This window comes from Bradyrhizobium sp. Arg237L (genome assembly GCF_029990105.1).
Lineage (GTDB): Bacteria > Pseudomonadota > Alphaproteobacteria > Rhizobiales > Xanthobacteraceae > Bradyrhizobium.
In genome coordinates this window covers 107529-122575 of sequence record NZ_JAQMIL010000019.1, presented here as the reverse complement: position 1 = coordinate 122575, position 15047 = coordinate 107529, and the positions used below count along the sequence as shown (strand labels likewise).

The following is a 15047-nucleotide window of genomic DNA, read 5'->3' as shown; positions in this document are numbered from 1 at the left end:
CCGAAAAAGATCATGCTCAAACAAAGAGCTAAAGCGGGATGACGATTCGAAGAAAAGTCATCGCGCTTTAGCCGCCAGTGGCAAAGACCTCCGTGTTCCTGACGCGCTTAGATGCGCGCGCTTGCGCTGTGCAGCTCCGCTGGCACGAAAAATGCTGAGGCGCCTCCGCGATGGCGAGCGCAAAGCTCGCCGGGCAGACGGAGGACAACATGAGAGCCCAAGTATTGAGAGCGTATGACGAGAAGCTTTCCAACGACCAATGGGTCAGCGAAGAAAAAGTGTCTGATCCCAAGCTGGCTAAATCGACTGACGTCATCGTCCGCATCGGTGGTGCCGGCGTGTGCAGGACCGACCTTCATATCATCGAAGGTGTATGGAAGCCGCATATGGATCCGACCGGCGACAAACTGCTACCCATCATCATGGGACACGAAAATGCAGGCTGGATCGAAGAGGTTGGCAAGGAAGTCGAGGGAGTAAAGAAGGGTGACCCAGTCATCGTTCACCCGAAGATCACCGGTGGCACCTGTCTCGCCTGTCGCCGAGGCCTCGATATGCATGGTCCCGGCACATTTCCGGGTCTTGATTGTAACGGCGGCTATGCAGAATTCCTTTGCACCTCCGAACGCAATATTGTGCCGCTGCCACGGACTCTTGCGCCAAAGGATGTGGCGCCTTATGCGGATGCGGGCCTCACGGCCTATCGCGCGGTCAAGAAGGCCACTCGTCACCTTTTGCCGGGCGAATCCTGCGTCGTCATCGGTGCAGGTGGGTTGGGCCACATTGGAATCCAGTGTCTCAAGGCGATGTGTGCGGCCGACATCATTGTGGTCGACAAGTCCGAAGCATCGCTGAAATTGGCCGAAAAATCGGGCGCCGACCATCTGGTGAAAGCTGACGGCAACGAAGTGGCAGCCGTTCTGGCATTGACTGCCGGAAACGGCGCGGAAGCCGTGATCGATTTTGTCGGCGAGAAAGGCACGACGTCCAAGGGGCTGGCGATGACCCGCCCGATGGGCAGCTACTACGTCGTTGGCTATGGTGAGGACATCCGTGTCCCGACCGTCGACATGGTGATTACCGAGAAAAACATTATCGGCAACCTGGTCGGTACATGGGCTGAGCTAACGGAGTTGATGGCGCTTGCGGATCGGGGCTTGGTTGAACTCGCAACCGCCGAATATCGCCTCGCGGACGCCAACAAGGCATTGCACGATCTCAACGCTGGCAAGATCCATGGACGCGCAGTTTTGATTCCTTGACCAGGCGCATCTAATCCATCGCGGGCATACGTTCGCTCGCGGTGGATTTGCCGTCCGCGAGTCGTATGCCATTGCGCACTTGGTCCCAGCGAGTGATCACTACCGCGGCGCAAACATTGCGATGCAAACTGGCTCCTCTGCGTTGCAGCGATTCTCATTTTGCAATTCCTGTCGCAATTTGCATCTCGATCAGTCGTCAAGCCGAGGGCCATGCGGGCACGACCGTCACTCATCCCACGCTCACGTCATCAGAAACCATCTGGCGAGGCGCTTGGACGAGCTGGCACGCCCATTGCAAAGCTCCTAAGCACAACAACGCTGACTGGTCCTCGTCTGGGGCGAGCCGCGAAAAGAACGAGGGAAGGGGATGCCTAGCTGAGGACGTAATCTTGTGCGGGACAACACAATTGCGATCGGGAAGCCGCTGGTTCCAAGATCGCCGCTGATCGCTCGCGGAGTACTCCACAGTCATCCTGAGACCCTTGCCGATATCAAACGTCCGGTCGTGAGAACGGCCGCGAGGTGGCCCGTAACGTACGGGTAAGCACTGCCCGGCCGTCGAGGCCTGGAGCAGGCGGAATATCGATGTGGTTTCTGACTCGATCAGGAGGATAGACTAGATGTCTGGAACGCTAACACTCAACAAGATCACCGCCCAGCGCGGCATTTCCGTCGGTGACGCTGCAAAGAAGATTGCAGATCTCGGTTGGAATCCTTCCTACGTCCAGGAGGCGATGACATTCCCGACGGACTACAAGATCACGAAAGCGCCGAAGGATCCGATGAAGCAGGTCCTTCGCTCTTATTTCCCAATGCAGGAGGAGAAGGACAACCGCGTCTACGGCGCGCTCGATGCGGCTCTGCGCGGCGACATGTTCCGCAACGTCGAGCCACGATGGGTTGAGTGGATGAAGCTGTTCCTGGCGATCATCCCGTTCCCCGAGATCTCGGCGGCGCGCTCGATGGCCATGGTCGGCCGTCTCGCTCCGGGTGAGGATCTTCGCACCGGCTTCACGATGCAGATGGTCGACGAGTTCCGTCACTCGACGATCCAGATGAACCTCAAGAAGTGGTACATGGAGAACTACATCGATCCGGCCGGGTTCGATATCACGGAAGAGGCCTTCGGCAAGTGCTATGCCACCACGATCGGCCGTCAGTTCGGTGAGGGCTTCATCACCGGTGACGCAATCACTTCGGCGAACATCTATCTGACCGTTGTGGCTGAGACCGCCTTTACGAACACGCTGTTCGTGGCGATGCCGTCCGAGGCCGCTCGCAACGGCGACTACGCGCTTCCGACCGTGTTCCTTTCCGTTCAGTCGGATGAAAGCCGGCACATCGGCAACGGCCATTCGATGCTGATGTCCATGCTCAAGGAGCCCGAGAACCATCTACTGATCGAGCGGGACCTGCGTTATGCCTTCTGGCAGAACCACGCGATCGTCGATGCCGCGATCGGAACCTTCATCGAGTATGGAACCACGAATCGCGACAAGAACAAGGAGTCCTATGCGGAGATGTGGCATCGCTGGATCTTCGAGGACTATTACCGCACCTATATGCTGCCGCTCGAGAAATACGGCATCAAGATCCATCACGACGACGTCCAGACAGCCTGGAAGCGCCTCACCGAGAAGCACTACGTCCACAGGGTCGCGCAATTCTTCGCGGTTGGCTGGTCGGTGAACTTCTGGCGGATCGAAGCTCAGACCGACAAGGACTTCGAGTGGTTCGAGCATAAATATCCGGGGTGGTACGCCCAGTTCGGCGAATTCTGGAAATGGTACGAGAAGCTGTCGCATCCCGGGCAGACCAACATCCTCTTCAACAGCGATGTCGGCTACGTCTATCCGCATCGTTGCTGGTCGTGTCTTGTGCCTTGCCTGATCCGCGAGGATATCGTCACCGGGGAGATCGACGGCCAGCTCTATACCTTTGCGCATGAGTTGGATCGCTGGACTACGGTGCAGGCATTCGCCGACGAATATGAGGGACGACCGACGCCCGCGATGGGCCGGTTCAGCGGACGGCGTGAATGGGAAAGCTGCTACGATGGCTGGGACCTCGCCGACGCGATCAAGGATCTCGGCTTCGTCCGCACCGATGGCAAGACGCTGATCCCGCAGCCACACCTGCGCTTCGACGAGAAGGAGATGTGGACGCTTGACGATGTCCGCGGACATGTTCTGAAGAGCCCGCTTCTCACGCTGCGCGAGATGGCGCCGGCTCAGCGCGAGGCACACCTCGCGGAGTATCGGAAGGGCTTCACTATCAATCCCTGCAATTGAGCAGCCAGGAGGGAGCCAGCCAGCTCCGGCTGGCTCCTTCCCGATCAATCCCCGGAAGAGCTGCAAGCCTTGGTTTGAGGAGGCCCTATGGGCGCGCCCGCTAATGTCGTTCGCCTGCATCCGGTAGGCATAGAATTCGAGGTCGAGGAGAACGAAACCGTCCTCGATGCGGCCTTCCGCCAGGGCATCGCGTTGCCGCATGGTTGCAAGGAGGGACAGTGCTCAGCGTGCAAATGCGTCCTTACCGAAGGCGATGTGGAGCTGAAGAAATACTCGACGTTCGCCCTCAACGAGATGGAGCGTGGTCAGGATTATATTTTGTTGTGCCGCACGCTGGCCTACTCGGATCTTGAAGTAGAGCTCCTCAACTATGACGAAGAGGTGCTGTCGAAATCGATCCCGGTCAGGGACTTCACAGGCACGGTCACGAGCGTCTCCGCGCTGACCCACGACATCAGGCACCTCGAGATCTCGCTGGACCAACCTTTGAAGTTCTGGGCGGGTCAATATGTCGACATCACGCTCTCGGGGGCAGAGACGATTACGCGCTCGTTTTCCATGGCAAATTCGCCGCTCGAAGGCCAAAAGCTCGCATTCATCATCAAGAAGTACCCGAACGGACGCTTCTCCTCCCAGCTCGACGGAGACCTCGCCGTCGGAACCAGAGTCGGGGTCAGGGGACCTTACGGCACCTGCTTCCGGCGAGAAAACAGAAACGGAGCCGTGATCCTGGTCGGGGGCGGATCGGGAATGTCGCCTCTCTGGTCGATCCTCCACGATCACATCAACTCCGGAGAAGTACGTCCGGTGCGCTTCTTCTACGGAGCCCGGACGCAAAACGATCTTTTCTACCTCGATCGCTTTGCAGAACTCTCGGCAAAGCATCCGGATTTTACGTTTGTGCCCGTCCTCTCTCACGCGGCCGATGACACGGCTTGGCGCGGGGAAAAGGGCTTCGTGCACGAAGCGGTCGGGGCACACCTGCGCAACTCGGGATACGGGGAAGACGTCGACGTCTATGCCTGCGGACCATCGCCGATGATCGAGGCGCTGACGCCGGTGTTGCAGATGAACGATGTCGAATCGGATCGCATCTTCTTCGACAAGTTTACGCCGGCCGCCAACTGAGACTTTCCGAATGCCGGTCCAGCTAGTGCAAGCCACCAATGGGAGGAGGAAGACTATGACTGCAGTTCCAAGTGTTTCAGTGGAATCCGGTGCAGCGGGCGCTGCGGTGTTTCCGGATTCGGACAGCCGCAGGTACAGGTACTTCGAGCCACGCAGCAAGCGGGCGACGCACTACGAGGACGTGACCGTCGATGTGCAGCCGGATCCGGAACGCTACCTGCTGCAGGACTGGATCATCTCCTTCCCCAACGGGAAGGGCGCCTACACCAAGGACAATACTGCGGCGCTGAGCTCGAACTGGCATGCGTTCCGTGCTCCCGATCAGGAGTGGGAGCGCACCCACTACCAGCGTCAGTCCAAGATCGAAGGCATGGTTCAATCGGTGATCGCCAACGGCCGCAAGTCCGGCGCGCCGAAGGCTTTCAACAAAGCGTGGGTCAAGATTCTGCAAAACCACCTCGGCGCGTGGAAACATGTCGAGTTCGGCCTCGGCACGTCGCTGATGCAGGCTCAGCGCTATGGCTATACGCAGATGATCAACAATGCGACATTGACCAACTCGTCCTACAAGCTTCGCCTTGCGCAGGATATCACGCTCTATCTCGCCGAGATCGGAATGGACATTCCGGGCTTCGACGACACGGCGGGCAAGCGCACCTGGCTGGAAGACAAGGGCTGGCAAGGCACCCGGGAAGCGGTCGAATCGATCATGGGTTCGGCCGACTATCTCGAGCAGTACTTTGCCACCAACATCGTGTTCGAGCCGCTTGTCGGCGAATTGTTCCGTAGCGGCTTCCTGATGCAGGTGGCCTCGTCCAACGGCGACTTCATCACGCCGTCGGTCATTTCGGCCGCAGAGGCCGACTATGAGCGCAATCTCGCGAACACGATCGACCTGCTGCATCTTCTGGTGACGGACAATCAGCATGCTGCCCACAACAAGAACCTGTTCCAGGGCTGGGTGAACAAGCATGTGGCGCTCGCCAATAAGGCGGCCGTCGGCCTGCAGCCGATCTGGTCGCAGCCGCACTCCAAGCCGGTGCAGTACGCCGACGCCCGCGCACAGTCGGTCGAACGCATCAAGAAGATCCTCGGCGAGCTCGGCCTCGTCCTTCCCAAGGAGTAAATTGCAATGTCCGTTGCTTCCAGAACTGCGACCAACCAGAACATCTTCCAGAAGATGGGAGACATCGTCTTCGACCAGACGATTTCTCATCAGTGCGGCGTCACGATGAATGACAGCGTGGAAGCGCGCGCCATCGCCGAATTCATGGCGAAGAAGCCGAACGTGACCGTGACCTATCAGCCGGCCCTGATCCGCATCGACGGCGAGGGCAAGTTGATCTTCAAGATGGATGAAATCAGCGAAATTCTCGGGAAAGACATGACGGCCGAGATCTTCGAAGTGAATACCTCGACTCACTATGGCCGAATGGTGCGCATCGACGACAACACAGTGACGCTGTTCGGAAATATGGAAGAGGTCTTCGAATACATCGAGTGAACTCTTTCAACTCCCGAGCCTGGGGTGGACCACATCCGGACGGTTGTGGCTCCACCTCATTCTCGCACGATCGGCCGTCCCCGACGTTGACGTAAAGCACTTGGCAAAACCTTGGAGATTATCATGTTCATAACCCCCACCGGCGAGGAAGTCTTCGTCATCGACGGGCACACCCATTTCTGGGACGGCAGTCCGGCGAACCAGCGAAACATTCACGGCAAGCAGTTCATTGACTGCTTCTACACCTACCACACCTCGCTCAGCCCGCCCGACAAGCTCTGGCCCAAGGACCAGTTCGAGAAGTACAGCGCCGAGCAGATGTACCACGATCTGTTCGTCGACGGCCCGGACGATATGGCCATCGTACAGTCGACCTATCTGACGGAATTCTACAAGAACGGCTTTAACACCATCGATCGCAACGCCGAGATGGCGAAGAAGTACAAGGATCGCTTTATCGTCAACGGCGCCTTCGACCCGCGCGATGGCGAGCGGGCGCTCGAGTATATTCACTACATGAAGGAGACGTTCGGCATAAAAGGCGTGAAGCTTTATACGGCCGAGTGGAAGGGCGAGTCGCGAGGCTGGAAGCTCACGGATCCCAACGCCTATCGCTGCCTCGAGCTTTGCCAAAAACTCGGCATTACAAATGTCCATGTTCACAAGGGGCCGACCATCATTCCCTTGGACAAGGATGCTTTCGATGTTCACGACGTGGATCATGCCGCCACCGACTTCCAGGGTCTCAATTTCATAATTGAGCATTGCGGCCTGCCACGGCTGGACGATTTTTGCTGGATCGCGGTGCAGGAGACGAACGTCTATGGTGGCCTCGCGGTGGCGCTGCCGTTCATCCACGGCCGTCCGCGTTATTTCGCCGAGGTGATTAGCGAGCTGCTGTTCTGGGTCGGCGAGGACAAACTCCTTTTCGGCAGCGACTACGCAATCTGGACGCCTCGCTGGCTCGTCGAAAAATTCTGGAACTTCGAACTGCCCGACGATCTGAAGCAGGAGCACGGTGTCGATCTGACGCAGCAGGCAAAGAGGAAGATCCTTGGTCTCAACGCTGCGCGCCTCTACGGCGTGGACGTCGAGGCGCAGAGGGGCAAGGTCGCGGGAAGCGCGCACGCGACCGCGGCGGAGTGACAACGATGGATGCTGTCCTTCTGCATCATGACCAAAGGACCCGCGAGGTGTGGGCACGCCTCGCGTTGGTCACCGATCCCGAGTTGGACGAGTCGGTCACAGAGCTTGGATTTATTGAGCGTGTCACCATCGATGATAGTTGCGGGGTCGATATCGTCTTTCGCCTGCCGACCTATTGGTGTTCGGCGAACTTCGCGTTCCTCATGGCCGACGACATGCGTCGGGCGGTTTCCTCGCTGCCGTGGGTTCGCGAGGCGCGGCCACAGCTCCGGGATCACATGGTCGCGGAGGAGATCAATCGTGGCGTCAGCGAAGGCAAATCATTCGGCGACGCACTCAAGGACTTCGCCTCTGGAGGGTCGCTCGAAGAGGTGCGCGAGAAGTTTCGCCGCAAGGCGTTCGAGCGACGCCAGGAGGTCATGATATTGGCCTTGCGCGAGGCCGGTTATGACGACCAGGCGATTTGTCAGATGAATCTGAGCACCTACGACAAGGTCGATTTCGACTCGGAGGAGGCCGCGCACCAGAAGCCGCGCTATCGCGAGCTTCTGGTTGAACGGCGCCTTGCCTGGCTGCCCGGCGATCAGGCCTTCGTCACCTATGACGGGTGCTCCATCAAACGCTACGAACTCGCCTCATATCTGCAGCGGTTGCGGGGGGTTCGCATCAACATGGAGTTCAATAGCTCGTTGTGCAGAGGTCTTCTTGCGGCGCGCTATCGCGAACCCGAAGGGAATAGCGCGGGACGGACTCCTGTCGACGCGGCGCCGTGTGGAGGCTGCGGCAGTGGCTGTGCCGCGCGGTCCGTCGAGCCGCCCGTGACGGCCGAGAATTCCGCGGCGCTTGCATGAGGCAAGCGGCTTGCTGGTGCCAATAGCGGGAGCGGTCAGCAAGTCCGCCCCAGCATATAAACAAGAGACGACCACGTGGGAGTAAAACGCTATGCCGAAAGTTCTGCTGCATGACATAGAGGCCCGACGCGCTCTCGCACGCGGAGTCCAGAAGCTCGCCGCCGCGGTCGAATCGACACTCGGTCCCAAGGGCATGAACGCGATGGTCGACCGGCCGATTGGCACACCCATCGTATCGCGCGATGGCGTCACCATCGCGTCTGAAATCGAATTGCCCGACCGCTTCGAGAACATGGGCGCGCAGGTGGTGCGCGAGGTCTCGATGCAGACCAACGCAGTCGCCGGCGACGGTACGACAACGGCGATGGTGCTCGCAAACGGCCTGATTCAAGGCGGGGTGGCAGCCCTGGAGCGCGGCGCCAAATCGGTTGATCTCTGCAAGGGTATTGATCGCGCCGTCGAGGTCGTTGTCGAGACCCTGAAGAGTTCGGCAATTGGCGTGTCGGACCGCAAGACGCTGCAGGCGGTGGCGACGATCGCGTCGACCGACTCCCATCTGGGCGATCTAATCGCGGAGGCGGTGGAGCGTGTCGGTAAGGACGGCATCATCAGTTCCGAGTACGGGCTGACGACCAGCACGACGCTCGAAGTCGTCGAAGGCATGTCGTTCGACCGCGGTTACATCTCCCATCACATGGTGACGGATGTCGAGAAGATGGAAGTGGTGCTGGATCAGCCCTACATTCTTCTGACTGATCTTAAGATCAAAACGCCGAGCGAACTGTCGGCGCTGCGCGCGACGGTCGCCGCGACCGGGCGACCACTTGTCATCGTCGCTGAAGAGATTGCGCCCGAAGTCGTCGTTACGCTGCTTGGCGATGGCAACCGTGGCAAGGTGCTGGTGGTCAATCCACCCGACTATGGCCACTGGCGCAAGGCGATGATGGACGATCTCGCCATTATAACGGGGGGACGGGTAATCGCTCGCGAGCTTGGTGGCAAGTTGGAAGAAACCAGCCTTGCCGATCTCGGAACCGCGCGGCAGGTTCGGGCAAGTGGGCGCGAAACGGTGATCATTCGCGGCGGTGGCGACGACGCGGCGATCGCGGCGCGGCGCCAGCAGGTGGCCAAGCAACATGATCTGGCACCACCCAACATCGAGCAGGACAAGCTCAAGGAGCGGCTGGCGAAGCTCTCAGGCGGGACGGCCGTGATCCTTGCGGGTGGCGTCACGCCCGTCGAGCAAAAACGGACGATCCAGTTGATCGACGATGCGCTCAGTGCGGCGCGTGCTGCAGCCGAGGAGGGCATCGTGCCGGGTGGCGGCACCGCATTGGCGCAGTGCGCGCCGGTGGTCGTGCGTACGCTCGGCAACGTCAATGGCGACCTCGGCGAAGGCATCAAGTTGGTGCGCGAAACACTATCCCGTCCCGCTGCATTCATTGCCCGGAATGCGGGCTATGATGCGGAGAAGGTCGTGGCCGACCTGCTGAGCGCGCCGGCGGGCGTCGGATTCGATGCCGCGAACGGTGTCTTCATCGACATGGTTTCAGCAGGGATCGTCGATCCGGTGCGGGTGACTTATACCGCGCTTCGAAACGCGGCTTCCGTCGCCACGCTGGTGCTGACCACCAACACGCTTGTTGCCGACGTGCCGGAGCACCTCGATCCGACACAGGGGCCGGCACTGGGCGGCGGGGCAGAGAAGCTTGGGCGTGCATGAGGCATGTGTCCGCGGTCCGTGTTCCGCCGCGCCGTCCAGGGATCCGGCGAGCGGGATATTGCGGCCAGATACTCAGTTCTATTGAGAAACCGAGTGCCCAGCGACGCGCGAATCGAACGTCGCGGCATCGAAATCATCACCGGGGAAGGAGAGGTTATGCGTAAGCACGCTGCGGCGTAACCTTTGTGGTCGAACGATTGGACGGTGACAACTATCGAGAACGGGTTACAATCTTAAAAGCTCCGGCGTGAGCCGAAGGAGGTGATGCACAAGCCTCCACGGCCGTCCGACCAACCGGGGCGGGAGGAAAACATGGTCCACATCATTTCCAAGCGCGACGGTCCGCACCGGGAAGAGGTGGCGGCGAAGGACTTCATTCAGAAGAACCGCACGAAGATCGACGCGATCGCCAATCATCTGACGGCTGGGCGCTGGCAGGAATTGCGCAATCCCGCCCCTGTTCCGCAACCCCAGCCATCAGGCAAGCTCTGGTTGACGCCGCCAGGCCGCCCCAGAGAGATGGAACCCTATGTACGGATCAGTCTTAACGGCCGTGTCGTGATCGCTGATCTCGCATCGGGGCGACAACTCCATTTTGTCGGCGAACTGCGCGGAAAGGGCCAAGCGCGATACTTCGCTCTGGCCACGCGCGAGAACGGAATCTTCGATCCGCTGGATGAGGAGCTCTGCAAGGTCCTCGCCGACCTTGAGGGAGTGAGTGTGCCCGACGAGGTGTCCGAGGAGCGCCTGGAACAGGTTATCGCCCGCCGTCTCGGGTTGGATGCGATCGCCAAAAGCGTCGAATGATCTCCGTAAACCGAACCTGTGGGGATGACGATCCCGATTAGGTCCGATTCAGGTCGCTTCTGCCGATCGGGTTGCTGTTTGCCAACGTACGTATGGTGCTCCAATGCTGACGGAAACGCTCATGGCTAAGCCGCCGTTCTCCCTGGAAGGCTACAAAGTTCCGGGCGCCACGGACGCGGAGCAGGGGCGGCCATACGATGAGCGAGAAACCAACAGGGCGTGGGAAAACTTTCTGACGTTCGGAGACCTCAGGCGTGAGAACGCACCGGTGCGAGGCCTCATCGAGGACTCTTGGCAGCGCAGTGTCAAGTCCGGGGTCAATGCTCATGGCAACGGCAGCAATCTCGTCGCCTCGCCGGACGATCTTTACGAACTGCGTCTGAAGAATGATGACTTGCTTGATTCGAGCGCGGAGACCTTTCGCCGCGTCGCGCAGGTGCTTGGCGACGCGGCCACGATGGTGGTCATCACCGACAGCAATGGCGTCGTGCTGGACGTGGGGGGCGATCGGCGGACGATTGATGCGGGCCACGATATTCGCCTGGAAATCGGCGCCGCCTGGGGCGAGACGATCACCGGCACCAACGGCATCGGCACAGCGCTCGTCACCGGAAAACCGGTTCATGTCCATGCGGCCGAGCACTTTTCCGAGGGCATCAAGGCATGGACCTGCGTCGGCAGTCCCATTCGCAGTCCGATCGACGGCAGCATTATCGGCATCGTCGATTTTTCCGGACCCCAGGCGATCTTTCACCGGCATAATGTGGCGCTGGCGGTCGTCGCGGCCAATCATATCGAACTTGCGCTCTCGGAAAAGATTCGCATCGAGAGAATGCGGCTGCTCGAGGCGAGCATTTCTCGAATGCCCGGGATGAACAGCGCTGACGGCGTCGTAATTCTTGATCGGTTCGGCAGGGTTGTTCATCACAACGACATGGCGTCGGTCCGCTGGCGGCGGATTGCGCAGTCGCAGGACTTGAGCATCGGAACGCAGCTAATCCCAAGCAGCGAGGGCTTCTTGGCTAGAGAGCTTGCGAATGGACTGCCCGAGGAACTGCGCGAGCAGCGGATCGAGCCGTTGGTGGTCGACGGGGTGGTGAAGGGCGCGATGCTGGTGCTCGCATCGAGGCCGCGCGTGAATCCTGCCGCATTCCAAATGTCGCCGGCAGCCCACGCGGCACTCATGTCGGCTAAGGAAGCAATTGTCGGATGCAGTGAAGCATTGCTGCAAACCGTCGAGAAGGTTGAGCGGGCGGCGCTTGGCCGGACGGCAATTCTGCTTGAGGGCGAGACGGGGGTCGGCAAGGAACTATTTGCGCGCCTGGTTCACGCCGCCAGCCAGAAGACGGGCAAGGAGCCGTTCATTGCCTTCAATTGCGGTGCGGTATCGAAAGAGCTTCTCGGCGGCGAATTGTTCGGCCATGCGCCAGGCGCCTTCACCGGCGCCACGCGCGAGGGGAGGCCTGGACGGTTTGAGTTTGCCAATGGCGGCGTGCTCAGCCTCGACGAGATCGGCGAGATGTCACTGGATCTGCAGCCTTATCTGCTCCGCGTGCTGGAAGAGCGCGCGGTATACCGGCTCGGTGAGAGCAAGCCGCGCCCGGTGGACGTCCGGCTCGTAGCGTCGACCAATCGGAACTTGAAGCAGGAAGTGGCGGAGGGACGGTTCCGAAAAGATCTGTATTTCCGGATCGGTGTCGTCAAATTTATCATCCCGCCGCTTCGCGAGCGCTTGGGCGACGTCGAGATATTGATCGATCATTTCAATAGACAGTTCGCCGCGACCTATAGCACCGAACCGCTGCGTTTCGAGGCAGCCACGATGGAATTGCTGCGGCGCTATAGCTGGCCGGGAAACGTTCGCGAACTGCGCAATCTGATCGAGAACCTTGTGCTGATGACGCTCACCGGCATCGTCACCCCCAGGGACTTACCGGAGGATTTCCGGGAAGCTGCGGCTCAGATACCCTCGGCGCGCTCGCCGGCGGAGCATGACCCAGCGTCGGGAGGCGACGAGATCGCGCGCTTCGACGAGATGGAGCGTCGGGCCATCGAGAGGGCCGTCGCAAACGCTGGCGGCAACATTGCCGCCGCCGCCGAAAAGCTGGGGCTTTCGCGTGCCACGCTGTATCGCAAATTGCATCAATACCGTTCGCGGACCTGAGGATAGGGCCAGGCATGCCGACTGTCTGGGATGAACAGAAGGGCGAAGGAGAGCCGGTCGCTGCGGCGACGGTGGCGTCGCAGATCCTTGCGCGCGCGGACAGCGACATAACCTTTATGGTGCACCTGATCGGCGAAAGCCAAAATCTCCTGGTGCGGCATTTCATCGTGTTCATCGAGACCGAACTCGCAAGGCGCGGCATCAGTTATGGCGCACATCCGCTACTGCGTCCCTTCATCGAAACGCATGCACGCGAGCTGACCGATTTCATCTTGCAGGGGATCGGCTTACGGCATCAGTTCGGCCTGCAGACGCTCGAGACGATGGCCGGCGATCCGGCGCGGTTGCTCAGGGTCGATCTGTGGGACTCGCTGCAATCTCACATCAATGATGCGCAGCAACACTTCGTGTCCGGTGTCGGTGGCCTGCAGCGAATCCTGGTTCAGATCGAGACAGATTCATGAGTGGCGATTCTCCGACGCTTGTGGAAATGTTGAAGCAGCGGTTGCTGGTCGTTCAGGAGATATCGTCCGCGCAATCGCGCAATCTTCTGAACCGTCAGCTTGGCGGCGGGGCGGAATTCGAGATTCAGCGGATCGAGCGGGAGATTGCGGCGACAGGCGCCTCGCATGCGCTTGCCACGGCCCTCGAGGACGCGCGGGGACGCTTGCAAAACGCAAATGCTGGAATGGCGGTATGCGATGCTCATTGCGCCGCGCTGGAGCGACGCCTCGAAGAGCTGGACAGGTGGATTGCCGACGCAGGTTGGCCCATCCGAATGTGAGGCGATCGATGGACACGATGGAAGCAGAGACCGTAACGCTCTATGAATTGCTTGGACGGCACTGGACTCTAGGCGCGCCCGTTACCAGTGTGGCGTTCGACCCCGTGGGACAGATGGTTGCGTTCGCGCTCGCCGATGGTGCATTGGCGATAGCTCCCCTGACTGACATCGAGCCGCCGCAGGATCGCTGTCGTATCGCGCTCGACGGAGGCCGGGCAACGATTTCACCGCGACGGAAACCGGTGCCACCGTTGACGAAAGTCGCAATCAGTGATGCTCCATTTCATCTCGCCCCGCTCGGGACTTCGGGCTTCATCGCAAGTGATCGCAGCCGATTGTTGAGCGTGTCGGCATCCGGTGTCACACAGCTAGCCGCAAACCATGGTTCGCCGATTGATCTCGTAGCGCCGGTGCAGGCTGGCGGCATCCTGGCTGCCTCTGGCGGGTCGGTCATATCTTATGACTCCAATGGCAACGTCGGCTGGCTCCAGGAGCGTGCGGGAGGAAATGCATCGGCAATCGCCGTATCACGGGATAGTCGGCGCTTTGCGATGGGAGTCGACGGCTGTCTGCTCATTCGTGCCTACGGGCCACGACCCGAGCCGGCGGCCTCATTCGAGTTAGGCTCCATCTCAACCTTGTCATGGAGCCCCGACGGAAGCTGGTTGGCCATATCAGCCGCAAAAACGGGCATTGTGTTGCTGCGCCTTGCCGATGCGCGGATCGTCCGGATTCCCGGCTATCCCACGAGCGTTGCGTCCCTTTCGTGGAGTGCAGACTCTCGCGTCCTTGTTACGAGCGGAGCCTATCGGATGATCGCATGGGACGTTTCGAGTCTCAACGACGCCAGCGAACAGCCGGTCAACCTCGCGACCGGCCGCGCCAGATTCGTCCTCGTCGAGGCGGTGGATATGCACCCGGAGCGTCGGCTGGTCGCAGCAGGTTATGGCGACGGCGTGGTCGTTGTCGCAAGGATCGGAGAAGCCGACGAACTGGTCGTCAAACAGCCCGGTCGAGGTCCTGTCCACGCCTTGCAATGGTCCCGCGATGGTCAGCATCTTGCAATTGGAACAAGCGACGGGGAGGCGGCAATCGTGACGTTTCCGCCGAACGTTTTCAAATAACCGGACCCGGTTTAAACAGCTTGATCTGGCTGCAGGCGGAGAGCCGTGCCGCGATCATCAGGAGGAAAATCATGACAGCTACTCGATCGCCAAATGAAGCCGAAAGCAAAGACCAGTTCTTCAAGGAACTGGCGGAGCTTTCCGAGCGGATGATCGCCGCGCATGGAAAGGAGTTTTCGATGGGCGCTCTGGTGCTGGCCGCAAGGTTCATCGCCGAGAATAAACCGTTCGAGCGAAGCGCAGTAACACAGTGACGTGCAACG

General features: G+C 59.9%; 14 protein-coding genes. All 14 read left to right on the top strand.

From position 1 onward, the window contains the following. Nucleotides 1-209 precede the first annotated feature (209 nt). The 14 genes from OZ411_RS14365 (at nucleotide 210) to OZ411_RS14300 (ending at nucleotide 15038) form a co-directional block, all read left to right on the top strand. Nucleotides 210-1262: an NAD(P)-dependent alcohol dehydrogenase gene (locus tag OZ411_RS14365; RefSeq protein ID WP_349017011.1), complete on the top strand. Its 1053-nt coding sequence runs from the start codon at nucleotides 210-212 to the stop codon at nucleotides 1260-1262. A 620-nt stretch (nucleotides 1263-1882) separates the two neighbouring features. Further along, entirely contained in the window at nucleotides 1883-3553 is a 1671-nt protein-coding gene (locus OZ411_RS14360; protein WP_282528467.1) for an aromatic/alkene/methane monooxygenase hydroxylase/oxygenase subunit alpha, read from the top strand. 87 nt (nucleotides 3554-3640) lie between these two features. Continuing rightward, nucleotides 3641-4681: a 2Fe-2S iron-sulfur cluster-binding protein gene (locus OZ411_RS14355; RefSeq protein ID WP_282528466.1), complete on the top strand. Its 1041-nt coding sequence runs from the start codon at nucleotides 3641-3643 to the stop codon at nucleotides 4679-4681. Nucleotides 4682-4736: 55 nt separating this feature from the next. After that, entirely contained in the window at nucleotides 4737-5807 is a 1071-nt protein-coding gene (locus OZ411_RS14350; protein ID WP_282528465.1) for an aromatic/alkene monooxygenase hydroxylase subunit beta, read from the top strand. 6 nt (nucleotides 5808-5813) lie between these two features. Further along, a complete protein-coding gene (locus OZ411_RS14345; protein ID WP_130577625.1) occupies nucleotides 5814-6185 on the top strand; it encodes an MmoB/DmpM family protein in 372 nt (123 codons plus the stop codon). A 123-nt stretch (nucleotides 6186-6308) separates the two neighbouring features. Further along, nucleotides 6309-7331 (top strand): amidohydrolase family protein, encoded by a 1023-nt coding sequence (locus OZ411_RS14340; RefSeq protein WP_282528464.1) that lies wholly within the window; start codon nucleotides 6309-6311, stop codon nucleotides 7329-7331. Nucleotides 7332-7336: 5 nt separating this feature from the next. Continuing rightward, nucleotides 7337-8182 carry an iron-sulfur cluster assembly protein gene (locus OZ411_RS14335; RefSeq protein ID WP_282528463.1) on the top strand — a complete coding sequence of 282 codons (846 nt, stop codon included), beginning with the start codon at nucleotides 7337-7339 and terminating at the stop codon, nucleotides 8180-8182. Between the two features lie 91 nt (nucleotides 8183-8273). Next, nucleotides 8274-9905 (top strand): molecular chaperone GroEL, encoded by a 1632-nt coding sequence (locus tag OZ411_RS14330; RefSeq protein WP_282528462.1) that lies wholly within the window; start codon nucleotides 8274-8276, stop codon nucleotides 9903-9905. Nucleotides 9906-10217: 312 nt separating this feature from the next. Beyond that, nucleotides 10218-10712 carry a hypothetical protein gene (locus OZ411_RS14325; RefSeq protein WP_130577621.1) on the top strand — a complete coding sequence of 165 codons (495 nt, stop codon included), beginning with the start codon at nucleotides 10218-10220 and terminating at the stop codon, nucleotides 10710-10712. A gap of 121 nt (nucleotides 10713-10833) precedes the next feature. Beyond that, nucleotides 10834-12876, top strand: coding sequence for a sigma-54-dependent Fis family transcriptional regulator (locus OZ411_RS14320; protein ID WP_282528461.1), 2043 nt, complete (start codon nucleotides 10834-10836; stop codon nucleotides 12874-12876). 14 nt (nucleotides 12877-12890) lie between these two features. Beyond that, complete coding sequence (locus OZ411_RS14315; RefSeq protein ID WP_282528460.1) at nucleotides 12891-13340, top strand: hypothetical protein; 450 nt, start codon at nucleotides 12891-12893, stop codon at nucleotides 13338-13340. A 26-nt stretch (nucleotides 13341-13366) separates the two neighbouring features. Beyond that, entirely contained in the window at nucleotides 13367-13660 is a 294-nt protein-coding gene (locus OZ411_RS14310) for a hypothetical protein (RefSeq protein WP_282528459.1), read from the top strand. 8 nt (nucleotides 13661-13668) lie between these two features. Then, nucleotides 13669-14784: a WD40 repeat domain-containing protein gene (locus OZ411_RS14305; protein WP_282528458.1), complete on the top strand. Its 1116-nt coding sequence runs from the start codon at nucleotides 13669-13671 to the stop codon at nucleotides 14782-14784. Between the two features lie 20 nt (nucleotides 14785-14804). Continuing rightward, complete coding sequence (locus tag OZ411_RS14300) at nucleotides 14805-15038, top strand: hypothetical protein (RefSeq protein ID WP_245475742.1); 234 nt, start codon at nucleotides 14805-14807, stop codon at nucleotides 15036-15038. Nucleotides 15039-15047: the final 9 nt, after the last annotated feature.